Origin of the sequence: Streptomyces lusitanus (assembly GCF_042647945.1) — a bacterium.
Taxonomy (GTDB): domain Bacteria; phylum Actinomycetota; class Actinomycetes; order Streptomycetales; family Streptomycetaceae; genus Streptomyces; species Streptomyces pseudogriseolus.
On the sequence record NZ_JBHRWL010000003.1, the window covers coordinates 114,645 to 133,604 of the forward strand.

Annotated in this window: 15 protein-coding genes; 8 read left to right on the forward strand and 7 right to left on the reverse strand. The window is 71.5% G+C overall.

Going from position 1 to position 18,960, the window contains the following annotated elements; all coding sequences use genetic code 11:
* The first annotated feature begins 81 nt into the window (after positions 1–81).
* Complete coding sequence (locus tag ACFOSY_RS04970; RefSeq protein WP_394305474.1) at positions 82–3,063, forward strand: helix-turn-helix transcriptional regulator; 2,982 nt, start codon at positions 82–84, stop codon at positions 3,061–3,063.
* Between the two features lie 92 nt (positions 3,064–3,155).
* On the opposite strand, the gene ACFOSY_RS04975 is transcribed toward ACFOSY_RS04970, so the two are convergent.
* Positions 3,156–3,533, reverse strand: coding sequence for a winged helix-turn-helix transcriptional regulator (locus ACFOSY_RS04975; RefSeq protein ID WP_394305475.1), 378 nt, complete (start codon positions 3,531–3,533; stop codon positions 3,156–3,158).
* Positions 3,534–3,617: 84 nt separating this feature from the next.
* Here ACFOSY_RS04975 and ACFOSY_RS04980 point away from each other — a divergent pair, with 84 nt between their 5' ends.
* Positions 3,618–4,517 carry an LLM class flavin-dependent oxidoreductase gene (locus tag ACFOSY_RS04980; protein WP_394305476.1) on the forward strand — a complete coding sequence of 300 codons (900 nt, stop codon included), beginning with the start codon at positions 3,618–3,620 and terminating at the stop codon, positions 4,515–4,517.
* Entirely contained in the window at positions 4,514–5,815 is a 1,302-nt protein-coding gene (locus tag ACFOSY_RS04985) for an FAD-binding oxidoreductase (RefSeq protein WP_394305477.1), read from the forward strand. The genes ACFOSY_RS04980 and ACFOSY_RS04985 overlap by 4 nt, the downstream gene beginning before the upstream one ends.
* A gap of 139 nt (positions 5,816–5,954) precedes the next feature.
* Here ACFOSY_RS04985 and ACFOSY_RS04990 read toward each other — a convergent pair whose 3' ends face one another.
* From ACFOSY_RS04990 to ACFOSY_RS05000, 3 genes are read right to left on the reverse strand one after another with little or no spacing between them, the layout of a single operon-like run.
* Entirely contained in the window at positions 5,955–8,171 is a 2,217-nt protein-coding gene (locus ACFOSY_RS04990; protein WP_394305478.1) for a xanthine dehydrogenase family protein molybdopterin-binding subunit, read from the reverse strand.
* Positions 8,168–9,157, reverse strand: a complete 990-nt coding sequence (locus tag ACFOSY_RS04995; protein ID WP_394305479.1) for an FAD binding domain-containing protein — start codon at positions 9,155–9,157, stop codon at positions 8,168–8,170. The genes ACFOSY_RS04990 and ACFOSY_RS04995 overlap by 4 nt, the downstream gene beginning before the upstream one ends.
* On the reverse strand, positions 9,144–9,674 hold the full coding sequence (locus ACFOSY_RS05000; protein WP_394305480.1) for a (2Fe-2S)-binding protein: 531 nt from the start codon (positions 9,672–9,674) through the stop codon (positions 9,144–9,146). The genes ACFOSY_RS04995 and ACFOSY_RS05000 overlap by 14 nt, the downstream gene beginning before the upstream one ends.
* 359 nt (positions 9,675–10,033) lie before the next feature.
* On the opposite strand from ACFOSY_RS05000, the gene ACFOSY_RS05005 reads away from it, so the two are divergent.
* Together ACFOSY_RS05005 and ACFOSY_RS05010 are read left to right on the forward strand one after the other, a co-directional pair.
* The gene (locus tag ACFOSY_RS05005) at positions 10,034–11,158 is read left to right on the forward strand and encodes an XdhC family protein (RefSeq protein WP_394305481.1); all 1,125 of its coding nucleotides are present in this window, start codon (positions 10,034–10,036) and stop codon (positions 11,156–11,158) included.
* Positions 11,159–11,325: 167 nt separating this feature from the next.
* On the forward strand, positions 11,326–13,698 hold the full coding sequence (locus ACFOSY_RS05010) for a SpoIIE family protein phosphatase (RefSeq protein WP_394305482.1): 2,373 nt from the start codon (positions 11,326–11,328) through the stop codon (positions 13,696–13,698).
* Positions 13,699–13,739: 41 nt separating this feature from the next.
* Here ACFOSY_RS05010 and ACFOSY_RS05015 read toward each other — a convergent pair whose 3' ends face one another.
* A complete protein-coding gene (locus tag ACFOSY_RS05015; RefSeq protein ID WP_394305483.1) occupies positions 13,740–14,390 on the reverse strand; it encodes an FMN-dependent NADH-azoreductase in 651 nt (216 codons plus the stop codon).
* Between the two features lie 154 nt (positions 14,391–14,544).
* The gene (locus tag ACFOSY_RS05020) at positions 14,545–15,198 is read right to left on the reverse strand and encodes an FMN-dependent NADH-azoreductase (RefSeq protein WP_394305484.1); all 654 of its coding nucleotides are present in this window, start codon (positions 15,196–15,198) and stop codon (positions 14,545–14,547) included.
* 441 nt (positions 15,199–15,639) lie between these two features.
* Between ACFOSY_RS05020 and ACFOSY_RS05025 the strand changes: the two genes are divergently transcribed.
* The 3 genes from ACFOSY_RS05025 to ACFOSY_RS05035 all read left to right on the forward strand — a co-directional run bounded on the left by ACFOSY_RS05025 (position 15,640) and on the right by ACFOSY_RS05035 (position 18,311).
* Positions 15,640–16,437, forward strand: coding sequence for an SDR family NAD(P)-dependent oxidoreductase (locus ACFOSY_RS05025; RefSeq protein WP_394305485.1), 798 nt, complete (start codon positions 15,640–15,642; stop codon positions 16,435–16,437).
* Positions 16,438–16,549: 112 nt separating this feature from the next.
* On the forward strand, positions 16,550–17,128 hold the full coding sequence (locus tag ACFOSY_RS05030; protein ID WP_394305486.1) for a TetR/AcrR family transcriptional regulator: 579 nt from the start codon (positions 16,550–16,552) through the stop codon (positions 17,126–17,128).
* 220 nt (positions 17,129–17,348) lie between these two features.
* A complete protein-coding gene (locus ACFOSY_RS05035; RefSeq protein ID WP_394305487.1) occupies positions 17,349–18,311 on the forward strand; it encodes a quinone oxidoreductase family protein in 963 nt (320 codons plus the stop codon).
* Between the two features lie 75 nt (positions 18,312–18,386).
* Here the strand turns inward: ACFOSY_RS05035 and ACFOSY_RS05040 are convergent, their stop codons facing one another.
* The gene (locus tag ACFOSY_RS05040; protein ID WP_394305488.1) at positions 18,387–18,848 is read right to left on the reverse strand and encodes a nuclear transport factor 2 family protein; all 462 of its coding nucleotides are present in this window, start codon (positions 18,846–18,848) and stop codon (positions 18,387–18,389) included.
* Between the last annotated feature and the right edge of the window lie 112 nt (positions 18,849–18,960).

Consider the following 18,960-nt stretch of genomic DNA (forward strand, 5'->3'; position numbering starts at 1 on the left):
GACCCCCTTGTGCACCAGGATGGTCGGCGACCGGCAGAGAGTCCGTCCTCGGCAGCGGTGCCGCAAGGGGGAAGCCAAGCAATGACCCGTTCACCCGGTTCCTCCGGCGAGCACCACCCGACCGGCGCGGCGCGGTCCTCCGCGGACGCCGTTCCGGCGGACCCGGGAGGCCCGGCGGACCCGGCCGGCACGGCGGACCCGGTGGAACGGGAGTACGAGCTCTCCGTCATCTCCGACCTGGTGCGGCGGACGGCCGCCGGTCACCCCGGGCTGCTGCTGGTGGAGGGGCAGGAGGGCATCGGCAAGACCACCCTGCTGCGGAGCCTGGCCGAGCGGGCCCGCGCACAGGGGCTGCGGGTCCTGGAGGCACGCGGCGAGCGGACCGGCGGGCAGACGCCCTTCGCCGTGGCGCACGCACTCCTGCACCCCTACCTGACGGACCCGGAGGAGGGTTCGGCGCTGTTCGACGGACCGGTCACGGACGCGCCCGGGGCGGTTCCCGCGGCCGGCCGCCCTCCCTTCCCGGTCGGCCACAACAACGTTGTCGGATGGCCGGAGGGGACGTACGACGTCCTGGCCGGGCTGCACCGCACGGTACGCCGCATCAGCCGCCCCGGCCCCGTCCTCCTCGTGGTCGACGACGCCGAACGGGCGGATCCCGCCTCGCTGCGCTTCCTCGCGCACACCGCCCGGCGGCTGAGCGGCATGCCCGTCCTGCTGGCCGTCTCGCGCTGCCCGGAGACCGACGCGCCGCTCCTCGACGAGATGGCGACCCGCCCGCTGTCCAGCGTGCTGCGCCTGCGCCCGCTGTCCGAGCGGGGCATCGGACTGATCGCCCGGCGCCTGACCGGACGGTCCGGCGACAAGGAGTTCCACGCCGCCTGCCTGTCCGCCACGAACGGCATTCCGCTGCTCGTCACCCGGCTGCTGGCCGCGCTGCACCGGGAGGGCTCGCCGCTGACCGCGGCCGGCATCGCCCGCGCGCACCTGGAGGACGTCGCCCTGTTCGGCCGGCGGGTCGTGGCGACGCTGCACCAGCAGCCGGTCACGCTGAGGGCCGCCCAGGCGATGGCGGTGCTCGGGGACGGAGCCCCCTTCGCGCACTGCGCGGCGCTCGCCCTCCTGGACCCGGCCGTGTTCACGCGGGCGGTGCTGACCCTGGACGCCCTCGGCCTGGTGTCTTCGCCGCCGGGCACCGAGGACTGGTACTTCGCCCACCCCCCGACGCGGGAGACGGTCCTCGCGGACATGTCACCGCAGTTGAGGATGTCGACGCACCTGCGCGCGGCCCGGCTGCTGCACGACGGGGGCGCCCCGGCCGAGCAGGTCGCCGAGCACCTGCGGTCCTCCGGCACGACCACCACGGAGCCCTGGGCCCGCACCGTGCTGCGCGAGGCCGCCCGCACAGCCTCCCGGCGCGGTGCCCACGAGCACGCCCTCGAGCTGCTGCGGCACTGCGTGCCCGAGGACGCCGACTTCGTCGACGACCCCGCCCTGCTGGTCGAACTGGGTGTGTCGGAGGTGCGTTCGGACCCGGAGGCGGGCATCGGGCGCCTGCTGCGCGCCCTGCCCCTGCTGACCGCCGCCGACCGGCGCCTGACCGTCCTCACCGCCCTGATCGGCGCGATGGTCCGCACCGGGCAGGTCCCTCGTGCCGTGGAACTGTTGCGCATCCGCCGCGCGGAGGCCGTCGCGGCCGGGGAGGACCCGGCCGGCGCCCATCTGCTGGAGGCGCATCTGCTCCTCACCTCCAACACCAGCCACCGGGCCTTCCGTCAGGTGCTCGACGCGGCCTCGATCGGCCTGGATCCGGCGCCGGACACGGCGGGCGGGCGCGCCCTGCTCGCCGCCCGTGCGGTGATCGCCGTGTCCCGTCTCGACCGCGTCGCCGAGTCCCTCGCGGCGGCGCGGGCCGTCCTGCTGTACGGGACTCCGCCGGCCGACGCCCCGGCCACGCTGGGCTCGGCGGCCGCGGTCCTGCTGTACACCGACCGCCCGGACGAGGCCGAGACCGCCCTGCGCCGGCTCCTCGAGGGCGCGGACGTCCTCGACGACTGGCAGCACGCCACGCTCCTCGCGCTCTGCGCGGACGCCTACGAGCGCCAGGGCGACCTGGACCGGGCGCTGGCCGCCACGGCCGAGGCCCTGCGGGGGGCGCCCGCCGAGCGCACGGACAGCTGTCACGCGCTGGCCCGGGCCGTCCGGCTCCAGACCCTGCTCGACCGGGACCAGGTCGCCGAGGCGGCCGCCCTGGCCCCGCGCGGTCCCGTTCCGCCGCTGGAGGACGGCTGGCAGTGGAACGAACTCCTCGCCGCGCGGGGCAGGCTGCGGCTGGCCGAGGGCGACGCGCCGGCCGCTCTCGCCGACCTGACGGAGGCGGGCGAACGGCAGCGCGCGTGGCAGCGCCTCAGCCCGGCCGTCTCCTCGTGGTGGTACTGGGCGGGCAGGGCGTACGCGGTGCTGGGGAACACGAAGGCCTGCGGCGACCTGGCCGAGGAGGCCGTGGACGCGGCGCGCCGGGCCCAGTTGCCGTGCGCCCTGGGCGCGGGGCTGGAACTGCTGGCCGCCGCGCGCGGGGAGGACGGCGCGCTGCCCCTGCTGGAGGAGGCCGAGGCGGTCCTGGCCGCGACGCCCGCCCGCCTGGCCCTGACGCGCGTACGGATCGCCCGCGGCCGGGCCCTGTACGTCTCGGGCCGCACCGAGGCCGCGCGCACCGTGCTGCGGGAGGCGCTGGAGACGGCGTACGCGCTCGAGGCGCACCAGCTGTACGCCACGGCGCGCCGGGCGCTGGTCGCCACCGGTGCCCGGCCCAGACGCCCCGTCTCCCGCGGCCCGGCCGCCCTGACCCCCGGCGAGCTCCAGGTCGCCCGCCTGGCCGCCGCCGGCGGCAGCAACGTGGACATCTCCCGGACGCTGTTCGTCACCCAGCGCACGGTCGAGACACACCTGACGTCGGCCTACCGCAAGCTCGGTATCTCCGGCCGCCGCGGACTGCGCGCCGCGCTGGCCGCCGACGACCCGACGACCCGCGCCCGGGGCGACGGCGAACCGGTCGACAGGTGAACCGGCAGGTCACTTCGTCCGCTCCGTAGAGCCGCGCGCAGGCGCGGCCCGGCTGCCACCCGGCCCGCACGCCTCCTGCCGTCACGGCCGGGTCAGGCGCGCGCTTCCCCGGTACCGCGCGGGGTGTGTGCCTCGCAGGCCGTCCTGCGTGTGCTCCAGCGGACCAGGGGCTGGAGGGCCTCGAGGAGTTCCTCCCCCAAGGGGGACAGGGCGTAGGTGATCTGGACCGGCGTGCTCGGGACCACGGTCCGCCGGATCAGTCCTTCGTTCTCGAGTTCCTTGAGGCGCTGGGAGAGGAGGCGGTCGGAGAGGCCGTCGATCACTGCGCGGTATTCGCCGAAGCGTCTGGCGCCCTGGACCGCGGCCATCAGGATGGAGCCGGTCCAGCGGCGGCCCACCGTTTCGAGGACTTCCTGGAAGCGGGGGCAGGTGTCGTCGTGGATGGAACTGCGCTCGAGCTGTCGCGGCATGTGATACTCTCCTCGGTAACTTACGAAAGGTTAGCACCTTACGGGGTGTTTGGTCTGCCGTGACGGTGACCGCACTGTGGTGCCATGACCGATTACGGACACCCGCTGTCGTTCGGCCTGAGCCTCGACCCGGCAGCGGACGCTCTCGAAGAGACCCGCCGGCTCGCACGACAGGCCGACGCCGGAGGGCTCGACTACCTCGCCCTGCAGGATCATCCGTACCAGCCGGGCCACCTGGAGACCTGGACGCTGCTCAGTCACCTTTCAGCGTCGACGGAGCGGATTTCCTTCCTCACCGACGTTGCCGATCTTCAGCTGCGGCCCCCGGCGCTGCTCGCCAAAGCGGCCGCTTCCTTGAACGTCCTCACCGGGGGCCGGGTGCAGCTGGGGGTGGGCGGCGGCGCCTTCCCCGACGCGATCGCCTCCATGGGCGGCGTGCCCCGGCGTGGCGCGCAGATGGTCGCCTTCACCGAGGAGTCCCTCGATCTCATGCATCAGGCGCTGGCCGGTGGTGCGGTGCGGATGCAGACTCCGCACCACACCGTCGCGGGCTACCGGGCCGGGCCTGTCCCGGTGGCCCCGGTGCAGCTCTGGCTGGGTGCGCAGAAGTCCAAGATGCTCGCCGTGACCGGGCGGGCGGCCGACGGCTGGATCTCGCCGCTGAACATCTATGTACCGCCCGAGGAGGTGCCCGAGCGGCAGCTGATCATCGACGAGGCGGCCACGGCAGCGGGCCGCGATCCGCGATCCGTCCGGCGCGTCTACAACGTCATCGGCACCATCGGGGCGCACGGCGGCCGCCACGGACTCGTCGGCGACGTCGAGGCGTGGGTCGACACGCTCACCGACTGGGCTCTGCGTCTGGGGTTCGACACGTTCATCTTCTGGCCCGTGGGCGACGCCGCGCTCCAGCTGGAGCTCTTCGCCGCGCACGTCGTCCCGGCGGTGCGCGCACGCGTCGCGGCGCACAGGGGGCAGCGATGAATCCGGAAACCGTTGCCGCGCCCGCGGCCCTGTCCGGAAAGCTGATCACACCGGACGACAGCCGCTACCGCGCCCACCGCTCGACCTACACCACGGTGGGCACTCCCGCCGTCGTCGCCGTCCCGGAATCAGCCGGTGACGTCGCCGCCGCCCTGGCCCTGGCGCGGGACCGCGGGCTTCCCGTGGCGGTGCGCAGCGGCGGGCACGGTCTGTCCGGACGCGGCACCAACGACGGCGGGCTGGTCATCGATCTGCGGCGGATGAACGAGGTCACGGTCCTCGACCGCTCCAGGCGGCTGGTGCGGGTGGGGGCGGGCGCCCGCTGGGCGCAGGTCGCCCAGGCACTCGGTCCGCACGGGTTGGCCATCAGCTCCGGCGACCACGGCAATGTCGGCGTCGGCGGGCTCGCCACCGGTGGGGGCGTCGGGTGGCTGGTCAGGCGTTTCGGGCTCACGGTGGACCGTGTACGGGCGGTCGAGGTGGTGCTGGCCGACGGTACGGCCGTACGTGCGGACCCCGGCAACGAGCCGGACCTGCTGTGGGTGATGCGGGGCGCCGGCGCGGGGGCGGGTATAGCCGTGGCCTTCGAGTTCGAGGCCCTGGAACTGCGGAACGTCGGATACGCGCAGCTCGCCGCTCGGGTCGATCCGGCGGGCCGTGTGCTGCAGCGGCTGGACGCGGTACTGAAGGACGCCCCTCGGGAGCTCACGACGGCCGTCATGTTCTCCTCGCAGGGACCGGTGACGAACGCCTTCATCACCGCGGTCGTCGCCACCGACGACACGCAGGCCGTCAGCAGGGCGATCGAGCCGCTCCTCGGCATAGGTGACGTGACCCTTCAGCAGGCGCTGCTCACGCCGTACACGAGTCTCGTCCCGCGGGAGCACCTGCACGTCAACGTCGGGCAGATGCCCGCCTCGACGACGAACGGACTGCTCACGGACGTCACACCGGCCGCCGGCCGTGCCCTGGCCGACATGATGGCCGGGCCCACGCCCCCGTTCGTCCAGATGCGTTCACTCGGTGGTGCGGTGGCCGACGTCGATCCCGCGGCCACCGCCTTCCCGCACCGGCACCAGCGGTGGCTTGTCACCGCCTCCACCTTCCCTCCCCACGGGTACGACGACCTGCTCAAGGCGTGGGAGCCGGTGGAACGGCACATGGAGGGGGCGTACGTGAACTTCGAGAGCCGTCCGAGCCAGGCCTCGTTCGACCGTACCTATCCCGGGGCCGTCGGCACCCGCGTCGCTGCACTGTGGCGGCGTTACGACCCCGACGGGGTACTGCGTCCCCGGTAGAACGATCAGCCGTCCCCCGAGCGGGTTCGCGCGGCGGATGCGGCACCGCGCTGTTCGGAGTCGCCGCAGCGTGTCCGGCGCCCCGGAGGACCGGGGCGCCGGACGGATCAGATCGCTCGCCGCACGGGTGGACCGGGATTCACAGGAGCAGCTGGTCGATGGTGAAGGGCAGGTCGCGCAGTCGCCGGCCTGTGGCGTGGTGGACGGCGTTGCCGATGGCTGCCGCGATGCCGACCAGGCCGATCTCACCGACTCCCTTGGTGCCGACGGCGGTGGCCCGGTCGGGGCCGCCGCAGAAGATCACTTCCATGTCGGGGATGTCCGCGTTGACGGGCATCAGGTAGTCCCCGAAGGTGGCGTTGGCGATCCGGCCCGTGCCCGCGTCGGTTGCCGTCGCCTCGAACATGGCCTGGCTGATGCCGCCGACGGTGCCCCCGATGATCTGGCTGGAGGCGGTCTTCTCGTTGAGGATGCGTCCGCCGTCGATCGCGCTGACGACGCGCGTCACGCGCAGCAGTCCGAGGTGGGGGTCGATGCGGACTTCGACGAACTTCGCGCCGAAGGCGCCGGCTGTGGCCATGCCGAGCTTCTGGGGGTCGGGGGGTGTGCTGCGGCCGTCCGCGCTGAGTTCCTCCAGGCCGTGACGGTTGAGGACGTCGGTGTATGCCTCCCCCTGGTCCGGTGCGTCGGTGCGGTGCAGGCGGCCCCCGCTCGCGGTGACTTCCTCGGCCGTCGCTCCGCGGAGCGGGGAGGCGTCGTCGTCGCGGACGATCTCGAGGAACTCCTTGACGAGGTTGCCGCAGGCCATGTGCACGGCGTTGGCCAGCGCCCCGGTGAGGCCGGACCCTCCGGCCTGGGGCGAGTAGGGCATGTCGGAGTCGCCGAGGTCGAAGCGGACCTTGGTGAGGTCCAGGCCCAGGCATTCGGCCGCGAGCTGCGTCATGACGGTGTACGTGCCGGTGCCGATGTCGGTCGCGGCACTGGTGACGTAGGCGGACCCGTCTCGGCGCACCGACGCCCGTGCCTGGCAGGGCACTTGGTAGAAGGGGTAGGACACGCCGGCCATGCCGTATCCGATCAGCCAGTCGCCGTCGCGCATGGAGCCGATGCCCGGCGTGCGGCGCGACCAGCCGAAGCGTTCCGCACCGAGGGTGTAGCACTCGCGCAGGGCCTTGCTCGACCAGGGCAGGCCCAGCACCGGGTTGTGTTCGGCGTAGTTGCGCAGCCGCAGTTCCAGCGGGTCCATGCCGAGCGCGTGCGCCACCTCGTCGATGGCGGATTCCAGGGCGAAGTTGCCCTGTCCCTCGGCGGGGGCGCGCATGGAGCCCGGGCAGGGGATGTTGAGGCGGGTCTGACGGTCACGGGTCAGGGCGTTGGGGCAGTCGTAGGCGACTGCTGATCCGGCGGCGACCGGTTCGTAGTCGTCGTCCTCCATCGCCACCGACGAGTTGGCGCGGTGTTCGATGGCGGTCAGGTCGCCCGTGGCGGTGGCGCCGATCTTGACGTGCTGGACGCTGTTGGGGCGGTGCCCGACGGACGTGAACATCTGTGGCCTGGTGAGGACGAGTTTCACCGGGCGTTTGATCTCGCGTGCGGCCATCGCCGTGAGGATGGTGTGGGACCACACGCGCAGTCCGGCTCCGAAGCCGCCGCCGACGAAGGGGGCGAGTACGCGGACACCGCTTTCGGGGATCTGGAAGATCTGGGCGAGGGAGGTGCGCACGTTGTGCGGCCACTGCGTGGAGTCGTGGACGGTGACCGAGTCGCCGTGCCACGAGGCGATGGTGGTGAACAGTCCGAGCGGGTTGTTGGTGTTGTCCGGTGTGGTGTAGCGCTCTTCCACGACGACGGCGGCCTGTGCGAACCCTGCCGTGACGTCGCCGCGCTCGGTGTCCAGGCCCCAGGGGTTGTCGAGGATTTCGGCGCGCGGGTCGTCGATGTCGAGCAGCGCCTCGGCGGGTTCGTACTCCACCTTGATCAGTGAGGCGGCGTGCCGTGCCTGTTCGGGGCTGTCGGCGACGACGACGGCGATGTGCTGGCCGTAGTGCAGGATGCGGTCGTCCTGCATGGGGGCCGGCGGCGACGGACCGAGAAGGGTCATCGGACCCCGTTCCAGCTGGGGAGCGGTCAGGTGGGTGATCACGGTGAGGACGCCGGGGGCGTGCTGAGCTTCCGAGGCGTCGATGCTGCGGATGCGTCCCGCGGCGATCGTGCTGCCCACCAGGGCCGCGTGCACCATCCCCGGGTAGGTGTGGTCGTTGGGGTAGTGCGCCGCCCCCGTGGTCTTCAGGGGGGCGTCGACACGGTCCACGCCGTCACCGATGACCGTGCGCGTGGGATCTTCCAGAGTGGTCATGACGAGGCTCCTGCGACGGTCTCGAGCGTGCGCACCAGGGTGCGCTCGGCCAGCTCCACCTTGAACGCGGTGCCGGGCAATGTGCGGGCGCCCTCAAGAGCCGCCTCCGCGGCGGCCCGGAAGTTCTCGGTGCTGGCCGTGGCTCCGCGCAGCACGTCCTCGGCTTTCCACGCCCGCCAGGGGACGGTTCCCACCCCGCCCAGGCCGATCCTGGCCTCACGGATGGTGTCGCCGTCCATGTGCAGGGCCACGCCGGCGGAGGTGAGCGCGAATTCGTAGGAGACGCGGTCGCGGACCTTCAGGTAGTGGGAGCGCACTCCTTCGGGGAGGAGGGGGATCTCGACCTCCGTGATCAGTTCACCGTGGTTCAGCACGTTCTCGATGTGGGGCGTCGTGCCGGGCTCGCGGTAGAACTGCGTGAGGGGAACGGCGCGCGGCCCGTCCGCGCCCTGGATGTGGACGGTGACATTCAGCGCCACGAAGGGGACGGCCACGTCCGAGGCGTGCAGGGCGATGCACTGGTCGCTCGTTCCGAGGATGGCATGCATGCGCTGGATGCCGTGAATGGCGGCGCATCCGGAGCCAGGACTGCGTTTGTTGCACGCGGCGACGGTGGGGTCACGGAAGTACCGGCACCGTGCCCGCTGCAGCAGGTTGCCGCCGATCGTGGCCATGTTGCGCAGTTGTGTGGACGCTCCCAGCAGGAGCGCCTCCCGGACGAAGGGGAGTCGTTCGCGCAGCAACGGGTCCGCGGCGAGTTCCTCCATCGTCGTCAGCGCGCCGACGTGAACCGCGGAGTCGGCGTGCATGATGCCCTTGAGGGGCAGCCTGGTGATGTCGACCAGCTGGTCGGGCTCCAGCACCCCGTCCTTCATGAGGTCGAGCTGGGTGGTGCCGCCGGCCAGGAACGACGTGCGGGGGTCGGCGGTGACGGCCGCCACCGCCTGCTCGGTCTCGGCGGGCCGGACGTACTCAAAGGGACGCATCGTTGCCCTCCGAAACGACGTCACGGATCGCTGCGCGGATGTTCGGATAGGCGCCGCAGCGGCAGATGTTTCCGCTCATGAACTCGCGGATGTCCGCATCGGTGCCCGCGCGGCCCTCGGCTTCCAGGGACACCGCGGACATGATCTGTCCCGGCGTGCAGTAGCCGCACTGGAACGCGTCGTGCCGGGCGAACGCCTTCTGCAGCGGGTGCGGCTCGCCGTCCTCGGTGAGCCCTTCCACCGTGGTGATCTCGCGGCCGTCGTACTGGGCCGCCAGAGCGAGGCAGGAGACGATGCGCTTTCCGTCGACCAGGACGGTGCACGCCCCGCACGCGCCTTGGTCGCAGCCCTTCTTCGCGCCGGTGAGCCCGAGGTGGTCGCGCAGGGCGTCCAGGAGCGTCACGCGTGAGTCGAACCGCATGCGGTAGGGGTCGCCGTTGACGTGGAGTGTGACGTCCACGTCCGGGATCTGTGATGTCGCTTCGCCTGGGCGCGTCGGCGTGTCGGCATGCTTCATAGCGCCTCGATTCTTGGGAGTCTGCTCGCGAGCAGGAGCGCGCCGTGTCAACGGGAGTGGTTCCCGGTTGATGCTAGAACCGGGCAAAACGGTCCGCCATTCGTGGAGGGGAGCGCCGTTGTCCGGGAGACGGGAACTGTGGCCGCGGCCTTCTCAGCGACGTCGTTCACGGGTTCGCCGCGGCAGCCGGCCGCCGTGAGCGCGTTTCGGGCGGCCGAGGGGATCGGCCTCTAGGCTGGTTCTGCGGGCGCCTGCCCTTCCTTCTCCGCCGTGTCGGGTGGCGGTGAACGCAACCCCAGGGCCGTCTCGTATCGCGGTGCGGCGGGCCCACTCCACACTTCACACCTCAGGAGCTGAAGATGTTGGATGTCGCGGAGCATCTCTACCGCTGGATCAAAGCTGATCAGGATTTCGCCGTCGCCACCGTGGTGTCCGTGAGCGGCAGCGCGCCGCGCACGCCGGGGGCGGCGCTCGCCGTCGATGCCGGCGGGACAGCCGTGGGTTCGGTCTCCGGCGGATGCGTCGAGGGAGCTGTGTACGAGGCGTGCCGGGAGGCCCTGCACAGCGGGCGCAGCACGGTCCAGCGTTACGGCTACAGCGACGAGGACGCCTTCGCCGTGGGCCTGACGTGCGGTGGTGTCATCGACGTCCTCACCGTCCCCGTCCGCCGGTCCGATGCGCACCGGCCGCTCCTGGCGTCAGCGCTGGCGGGGGTGTGCGCTGACGAAGCGGTGGCCTTGGCGCGTGTGATCGACGGACCTCAGCCGTACATCGGCCGTCTTCTGGTGCTGCGGGGAGACGGGTCGGTGGAGGGCACGCTCGACGGGAACGCCGAACTCGATCGTGTGGTGGCCGGCGAGGCCCGTGCGCTGCTCGACCTCGGACACACCTCCACCGTCACGGTGGGTGAGGACGGCTCGTACTGCGGTCAGCCTCTGCGCCTGCTGGTGGAGGTCAGTGCTCCCCCACCACGCATGATCGTCTTCGGTGCCGTCGACTTCGCGGCTGCCCTGGTACGGCAGGGAAAGCTCCTCGGCTATCACGTGACGGTGTGCGACGCCCGCGCCGTCTTCGCCACCCGCCGGCGCTTCGAGGAGGCGGACGAGGTGGTCGTGGAGTGGCCGCACCGCTACCTCGAAAGCACCGGCGTCGACCACAGGACCGTGTTGTGCGTGCTGACGCACGACGCGAAGTTCGATGTGCCCCTGCTCGCCCACGCGCTGCGCCTGCCGGTGGCCTACATCGGGGCCATGGGATCGCGCCGCACCCACGAGGACCGCCTCCGGCGCCTGCGAGAGGTCGGCGTGACGGATGAGGAACTGGCCCGGCTGCGCGCGCCGATCGGCCTGGACCTGGGGGCCCGGACCCCGGAGGAGACCGCGGTCTCGATCGTCGCCGAGCTGGTCGCGTCGCGCAGAGGAGGGGACGGCTCGCCTCTCACCGGTTCCATGACTCCCATCCACAAGGACGTCGCACTGCGGTGACCGATGCGCCCTCGTCGTAAAGCCGCGGTGGCCTGGCGGTGGTACGGGTGGTCCGGCACTCCGCCGCGTGTACCTCAGGTCAGGGCGCCGTCTGTCCACCACCGCCGGCGGACGGGGGACGCGGTAGGCACTCCGGTCGGACCAGGACGCAGAGGGGACTGATGGCGGTGAGCACCACGCATGACGGTTCGGAGACGCTGACACGGCGGCCTTCGACAGCCGAACTGACGGTCGACCAGCAGGGGTTGATCGCCCGGTGGAGCGAGGCCGCCCGGGCCCTGTTGGGCTTCACGGCCTCGGAGATACGCGGAGAACCGGTCACCCGTCTTCTGTCCTCCCGAGGCGACGCGTCGGACGGAGGGACGGCCGGCGCCGCTCCGGTGCTGGTGCACGGCAGCGACGGGCACACCAGGGCCTGTCGGATTCGTGTCCGACCTGCCGATGACGTGCCCGGCGGCTGGGTGGTCGCCGTCACGCCCGTGGTCGCGGGAGAACCCGGTGACGGCGTGGGATCCGCCGTGCTGGAGACCCTGTTCACGCAGGCGCCGTCCAGCTTGTGTGTGTACGACAGTGATCTGCGGCTCCGCCGGTTCAATCCGGCGGCGCATGGAATGCAGGGAGTCTTCGGCCCCCGCTCTCTGGGTCTGATGCCGCACGAGGTGTGGCCGGATTCGAACTCGGAGGAGTTCGAGGTGCGCATGCGGCAGGTCCTGGAGTCCGGGGTGCCGGTGATGAACTTCGACAAGCGGGGCCGCCCACCGGACGATCCTGAGCATGAACATGTCTTCGCGAATTCGGTCTTCAGGCTGGAGGACGACGACGGCCGCGTGCTGGGCCTGGCCACGACAGCGGTGGAGATCACCGAGCAGCGCATCGCGGAGGAACGCATTGCGCTGCTCGCGGACACCGGCTCCGTGATCGGCACGTCCCTGAGTGTGGTCGAGACCGGCCGGCAACTCGCGGACGTCACGGTGCCCCGCTTCGCCGACGCCGCCACGGTCGACGTCTACGCACCGGTGCTGGCAGGCGAGGAACCCGGTCCGGACCGTTGCGACCTGCGCCGTGTGGGCGTGCGGTACCGCGGTGACGACGCCGCTCCGGGAGACAGCCGCCGGCGACGCCGTCCCAGGTTTCCCTACCCGACCGCTCCCGGGGAGCATGTCGGCGACGCCCCCTACCGGTGCGAGGTCGTGCTCCCCGCGGACGACGGGGAACCCCTGTACCCGAGCACCGGCGGCAGCCGGCCCGTCGCCTGCCTCGTGGCGCCGATGACCGCACGCGAGGGCGTCGTGGGAATCGTGACGTTCTACCGTCTCCGGCCGGGCGGTTCCTTCTCGGCCTTCGACAGCCTCACAGCACGTGACCTTGCCTCCCGGACGGCCCTGGCCATCGACAACGCACGCCGTTACCTGCGTGAGCGCAATACGGCGCGGACACTGCAACGGCGGCTGCTGCGCCGGCGCACCGCCGAGCAGAGCGCTGTCACGACCAGCCACTACTTCGCTCCCGCCTCGGCGGGCGCCCACTGGTTCGACGTCATCCCGGTGTCCGGGGCCCGCGTCGCGTTCGTCCTGGCGGAAACGACCGAGACCGGCCTGTCCGGAGCAGCCTCCGTCGGCCGGCTGGGGGCAGCGGTGCACACGCTCGCGAGCCTGGACCTGGCCCCGGAGGAGGTACTGGCCCGCCTGGACACCCTGGTCACGCAGATGGCAGGCTCCGGGGACGGCGTCTCCCCGCACGACGACGACGCCGCTGTCGCGGAGATCCGCTGCGTGTACGGCGTGTACGACCCCGCGCCCGGCCGTCTCTCGCTGGCCGTCGCCGGACACGTCCCCCCTGCCGTCGCGGAACCCGGCGGGACGGTCAGGACGCCTTCCGTGCCGGTGGGCAAGGCACTCGGCACGGACGAGCGGCACTTCTCCGGCGCGGATGTCGACCTGCCCGACGGCAGTGTGATCGCCTTCTGCACACCGGCCCTCGCGCCCAGCACCTCGGCGCGCGACGGACAGGCCCCGGCATGGCTCACCGGTCCCCTTGCTTCGGCCACCGGGAGGCCGCTGGACGATCTGCGCGACACCATCCTGGCGTCGTTCCCCGGTCTCGGGCGCACGCCCGGCGGCGCGGTTCTCCTGCTGGCCCGGACCCATCGCCTGGGGGACGACCAGGTGCACACGTGGGATCTGCCCAGCGACCCGGCGATCGTGGCCACTGCCCGCAGCCTGGTGCAGCGCCAGCTGGCCGTCTGGGGTCTGGAGGAGACAGGGTTCGTGACCGAGCTGGTGGTGAGCGAACTGGTGACCAACGCCATCCGTTACGCCCAAGGCCCCATCCGCCTGCGTGTCATACGCGATCACGAGACGCTGATCTGTGAAGTGTCCGACGCGAGCACGACGGCTCCTCACCTGCGCTACGCCCGCACCGGCGACGAAGGTGGGCGGGGGCTGTTCCTCGTCGCGCAGCTCACCCAGCGCTGGGGCACGCGGTTCAGCGACACGGGCAAGACCATCTGGACCGAACAGGACACGCAGACCTCGGCCTGACCCTCTCCTCCCTCCCTTCACGGGACCACAGGGCACCGACTTCAGGCCGCCCGGCTCCGGACCGCTGCCCGGGCTCTGGCTGCTGCCTCCTGGTGTGCGCGGTTTTGGGACCATTCGAAGAGCGGCAGGAGCGCGGCCAGGGCCGGATCCCGCCGGGCGAGCGTGAACTCCGCGACGATGAAGCCGACGTCAAGGCGCAGTGTGTGCGCGAGGACGGCGGTGAGGTAGTTCTGCACGAAGTCGTGCCCCTCCTCGGCCGTGCCCGGGGCGTAGGACAGGTCCCGGCTTGTGACGACGGTGGTCGGTGTGCCGGCGAGCGCGGAGTCTCGCGCGGACGTGCGGCCGGGGACGATCACGTTGTCCAGCCACGCCTTGAGGGTGGAGGGGATCGTGTAGGTGTGCATCGGCGCGCCGATGACGATGGCGTCCGCCTGTTCCAGCTCCTCGATGAGCCGTCGGCGGGGGGCGAAGGCCGCGGCCTGTTCGGCGGTATGGGTGCGCGGGTCCGCGAGGCCGGCGGCGTAGGCGTCGGCGGTGACGTGCGCGACGGGTTCGGCGGCCAGATCACGGTAGATGACCGTGCCGTCGGGGTGGTGGGCCGTCCAGGTGCGGCGGAACGTCTCCGTCACCGCGCGTGAGACGGATGTGTCGCGGGCGGACACGGACGAGTCGAGGTGCAGCAGCGTGGTCATGGGGAGGAGGGCCTCGAAGTGTGGCGTGCGCGAGGTGCCGGTGGGTGCGCTCGTGTCCGGAGCCGCTCCGATGCCCGTCCGGCCGCCGGCAGCCGGACGGGCACGTGCCGCTCGGCCCGGTGAGGGGCAGCGGCACCGAGTGCGGCGCGCGAGGTCAGGCGGCGGTGACGCGCCGCGCAGTCTCCTTGCCCTTGAGCACGGCGTCGTCCAAGGCGCGTGCCCAGGACTTCTCGGCCAGCGGGATGAGTTCGGCCATGGCCGGGTTGGAGTGCGCGGCCGTCAGTTCCGGGACGATGAAGTCCAGTTCGAGGCCCATGTACTCGTTGAGGATGGACCGCAGGTAGTTCTGCACGTACTCCGACGCTTCCCTGGGCGTGCCCGGCGCGTACGACCCGCCGCGGCTGGCGATCACGGTCACCGGGAGGCCCTTGACGCTGGAGGTGTCTCCGGTCGTGCGCCCGACCATGAGGACGTGGTCGATCCACGCCTTGAGGGTCGAGGGAATCGTGAAGTTGTACATCGGTGCGCCCAGCAGCACCGCGTCGGCCCGCTCGAGTTCCTCGATCAGTCGTACCCGGCGGGCCATCGCCTCGGCCTGCTCCGCGGTACGGGCCTCGGCATCCACGAGGGCCGCGGAGAAGGCGTGCTGGTCCAGGTGCGGCAGGGGGTCCGCGGCGAGGTCGCGGTGGATGACCTCGCCGTCGGGGTGCTGCTCCTGCCACGCGTCGCGGAACCTCATCGCCACGGTGCGGGACTTCGAGGTGGTGCCAGGGTTCAGGGAGGAGTCGATGTGCAGCAGGGTTGCCATGGTGTGTGCTTCCAGGTCTGTGCGTGTGATCGGATCAGGCGGCCCGTGAGCGGCCTGCGTCCACACTGGGCCCGTCCTCTCCCAACCGCCAAAGCACCCGTTAGCTGCTTACTTCGCGTAAGCGCCTATGGGTGGCCGCGCCCGCAGAGGCGGCGCAAGCTGAAGAAGCCCCCTGGCGCACCTCCGCACCAGGCCCGCCCCGCCGGTCTCCCGGCCACGCTCCCCCTCTCATGAGCGGCGCAGCCGACGCCCACCCTTTGCACCGGAGGCGACCCTCCAGTAAAGTGGAGGAGAGCCTCCGATAATGCGGAGGATTGCCTCCACCACCAAGCCGGGCGGCGAAGCGTCTCCGCACCCGCCCGGCACCGCGGTCACCCCCGTCCGGGCGAGCAGCCGACACGAGCAGCCCACGTGACCGCCGGAACCGAAAGTGAAAGTGACATGGACTACAACCTCACCGACAAGCGTGCCCTGGTGACGGGAGCCAGCTCAGGCCTGGGAGCGGCGATCGCCACTCTCCTCGCGTCCGAGGGCGCGAGTGTCGTGGTGCACGGCCGGGACAAGGAGCGGGCCGAGGCCGTTGCCCGCACGATCCAGGACAACGGCGGACGCGCCGAGGTCGTCCTCGGTGACCTGGCCACCGACGAGGGCGCCGACGCGGTGGCGTCGGGCGCGCTGGCGGACGGCCCGATCGACATCCTGGTCAACAACGCGGGCTACTACCGGCACCTCACCTGGACCGACGCGTCCGTCGACGACTGGCGCGACACCTACGAGGCCAACGTGCTGTCCGGGGTCCGCATGATCAAGCGGCTGGTCCCGCAGATGCGCGAGCGCAACTGGGGCCGTGTCATCCAGATCGGCGGCGGGCTCGCCGTCACGCCCATGGCAGGGCACCCGCACTACAACGCCAGCCTCGCGGCCCGGCACAACCTGGCCGTCTCCCTGGCACGGGAGCTCGCGGGCACCGGCGTGACCTCCAACACCGTCGCTCCGGGGGCGATCCTCGTCGACGCCGTCAAGGACCTGCTGACCGGCATCGCCCCGGACCGCGGCTGGGGCGAAACCTGGGAGGAGATCGAGCGCGACGCCACGGCCCATCTGCTCCCCAACGACCGCGGCCGGCTCGGCCGCCCGGAAGAGGTCGCCGGCGCCGTCCTGTATCTGACCAGCCCCCTGGCCGACTACGTCAGCGGCGCCATCCTGCGCGTGGACGGCGGCCTCATCCGCTCGCTCTGACGGCGAGAACAGCGGGTCACCGGCGAGGGCGGGCGCGGGACCGTGACGGCGGACCGCCTTGATAAAATGGAGGGAGCCCTCCGAAAAACAGGGACACCCCGGAAGGATCACGGTGGACGACAGGACGCCCTCCACCGCGGGCGCGGCCGTGCGGCGCCCGCACCGGGCCGACGCGCGCCGCAACTTCGACAAGCTCCTGGCCGCGGCGCGCACGGCGTTCGCCGAGCAGGGCTCCGGTGCCCCACTGGAGGACATCGCCCGTGCCGCCGGCGTCGGCATCGGCACGCTCTACCGGAACTTCCCCACCCGCCAGGCCCTCTTCGACGCCGTCTACGTGGGCGAGGTCGAGGAACTGTGCCGCGCCGCCCAGGACGTCGCCCACCTGCCGCCGTGGGAGGCCTTCAGCGCCTGGCTCGACCGGTTCGTGGCCTACGTCGCCACCAAGCGCGCGATCTCGGACGAACTCAACCGCGACTCGGAGATGTTCCGCGCCTCGCGGGTCGCGATGTACGAGGCCGGCGAACCGCTCTTCACACGGGCCCAGGAGGCAGGCGAGGCCCGCCGCGACGCCTCCTTCGACGACGTCCTGCGCATGATCACGGGCATCATCGCCACCGGTTACGTCAGCGACGAGCAGCGCGGCCGGGTCCTCCGCTTCGCCCTGGACGGCATCCGGACCGGCAAGGACTGAGGGAGGCCGGGCCGACCGCCCGCCCCCTTCCCGCCACGCGGCGGAGCTCCTGCGAGACGTTCCACAAAACCTCGCCCCAACCCTTACCCATCAGCGATTCTCACCGGATCGAGCCGGGCCCGCCATTCTATACTGACCATTCGAGATAGAATCGAGGGACGTACAGGGCTGTGCCGGTCAGCACAGCCCTGTCTGCGCCCCCACGAAAGGAAGCAGCGTCATGAAGGCTGTTGGTGTGTTCCGCTACGGCGGTCCCGAAGTGCTCGAGGTCGTCGACCTGCCGGTACCCGAGGTCGGTCCCGGACAGGTCCGCATCCGGGTCCACGCGGCATCGGTGAACCCGTCGGACATCCTGCTGCGCACCGGTTTCACCGACCCCATGCTCGCCGGACGCCTGACTCCCCCGTACCGGCCCGGCATGGACGCCGCCGGCGTCGTGGACACCATCGCTCCCGACGCGGCCACCGACCTGCACGTGGGTGACCGTGTGATGGCGATCGTCATCCCCGTCGATCCCTCCGGAGGCGCCTACGCGGAGTACGTCGTCGTCGACGCACGTCAGGTCGTACGCGCACCGGCCGGGACGACACATGCCGAGGCTGCCACTCTTCCGATGAACGGCCTGACCGCACGCCGTGCCCTCGATGTGCTGGGCCTGGCTCCCGGCGCGTGGATCGCTGTCACCGGTGCTGCCGGCGCCCTGGGCGGGTACACCGTGCAACTCGCCAAGGCGGACGGACTGACCGTGGTGGCGGACGCCGCGCCCGCCGACGAGGAACTGGTCCGGTCCCTGGGCGCGGACAAGGTGGTGCGCCGAGGCCCGGACGTGGCCGACCGCATCCGCGCGATCGTTCCTCAGGGGGTCGAGGCGGTCGTGGACGCCGCCGTGATGGGACCCCGGACCCTCGGCGCCATCCGTCCCGGCGGACAGCTCGCCCTGGCGCGCAGCATCGGAGAACCCGGCACCGTTCCCCTCGGCGACACGGGTGACGTCATCGTGCGGAACGTCTTCGTACCCGAGTACCGCCACGCGCACGACAAGCTCGACGCCCTGCGCGCGCTCGCGGAGGAGGGCCGGATCAGCTTGCGCGTCGCGGATGCATATCCCGCGGACCGGGCAGCCGACGCGCATCGGCGTTTCGAGGCGGGTGGCGTACGCGGCAGGCTCGTCCTGACGTTCTGACTTCTGACTCCACGAGGACCGGGAGCTTGTTGTGCCGCGTCGCCAAGGGCTCCCGGCTCGGTGCCGGCACGCCTGTCAGGCGCCGGGGTCCCAGTTCTCGAGCGGATCCATGCGGAAACGGGTCAGTTCCGCCGATTCGATGAGCCACCGGCCGTCCACCTTGCGGTAGGTCTCCCGGTACTGCCCGTACCCGTTGTGCCCCTCCGGGGCATTCTCACCGGCCGGGAAAGTCAGCAGATCTTCCATCGCCCAGATTCCCGATGCCGTGTCGGGCCCCGTGATCTCGATCTCGGGCATGTGGCCGTGATGCACCGACGGCGCGGCACCCGTCAGGTCCCGGATGGTGTACGCGAATTCCTGCGGCGACTTCCACACGATTCCGTCGGTCACGACCTTCGCGTCGGGCGTGAACAGTGCGGCGAGTTCGTCGTGCTTCTTCTCGTCCACGAAACGGAAGTAGCGCGCTTTCAGTTGCTTGATGCTCTCGATCGCCTCGAGTGTGTCGAGCCGCCGCCGTATCTCGTCGAGATCACCCATGATCTCGCCTCCTTGGCCGTGCAGCACTCCGTCCGCGCCGGACCATGAAGGCACGACGCTTGTGCATATCGGGAAAAATTAGCACGAGGAGTCTGGAGCGGCTCGCCGTGGA

Coding starts and splice junctions, on each gene's coding strand:
- ACFOSY_RS04970 (WP_394305474.1), top strand. CDS start 82: ATGACCCGTTCACCCGGTTCCTCCGGCGAGCACCACCCGACCGGCGCG.
- ACFOSY_RS04975 (WP_394305475.1), bottom strand. CDS start 3,533: ATGCCGCGACAGCTCGAGCGCAGTTCCATCCACGACGACACCTGCCCC.
- ACFOSY_RS04980 (WP_394305476.1), top strand. CDS start 3,618: ATGACCGATTACGGACACCCGCTGTCGTTCGGCCTGAGCCTCGACCCG.
- ACFOSY_RS04985 (WP_394305477.1), top strand. CDS start 4,514: ATGAATCCGGAAACCGTTGCCGCGCCCGCGGCCCTGTCCGGAAAGCTG.
- ACFOSY_RS04990 (WP_394305478.1), bottom strand. CDS start 8,171: ATGACCACTCTGGAAGATCCCACGCGCACGGTCATCGGTGACGGCGTG.
- ACFOSY_RS04995 (WP_394305479.1), bottom strand. CDS start 9,157: ATGCGTCCCTTTGAGTACGTCCGGCCCGCCGAGACCGAGCAGGCGGTG.
- ACFOSY_RS05000 (WP_394305480.1), bottom strand. CDS start 9,674: ATGAAGCATGCCGACACGCCGACGCGCCCAGGCGAAGCGACATCACAG.
- ACFOSY_RS05005 (WP_394305481.1), top strand. CDS start 10,034: ATGTTGGATGTCGCGGAGCATCTCTACCGCTGGATCAAAGCTGATCAG.
- ACFOSY_RS05015 (WP_394305483.1), bottom strand. CDS start 14,390: ATGACCACGCTGCTGCACCTCGACTCGTCCGTGTCCGCCCGCGACACA.
- ACFOSY_RS05020 (WP_394305484.1), bottom strand. CDS start 15,198: ATGGCAACCCTGCTGCACATCGACTCCTCCCTGAACCCTGGCACCACC.
- ACFOSY_RS05025 (WP_394305485.1), top strand. CDS start 15,640: ATGGACTACAACCTCACCGACAAGCGTGCCCTGGTGACGGGAGCCAGC.
- ACFOSY_RS05035 (WP_394305487.1), top strand. CDS start 17,349: ATGAAGGCTGTTGGTGTGTTCCGCTACGGCGGTCCCGAAGTGCTCGAG.
- ACFOSY_RS05040 (WP_394305488.1), bottom strand. CDS start 18,848: ATGGGTGATCTCGACGAGATACGGCGGCGGCTCGACACACTCGAGGCG.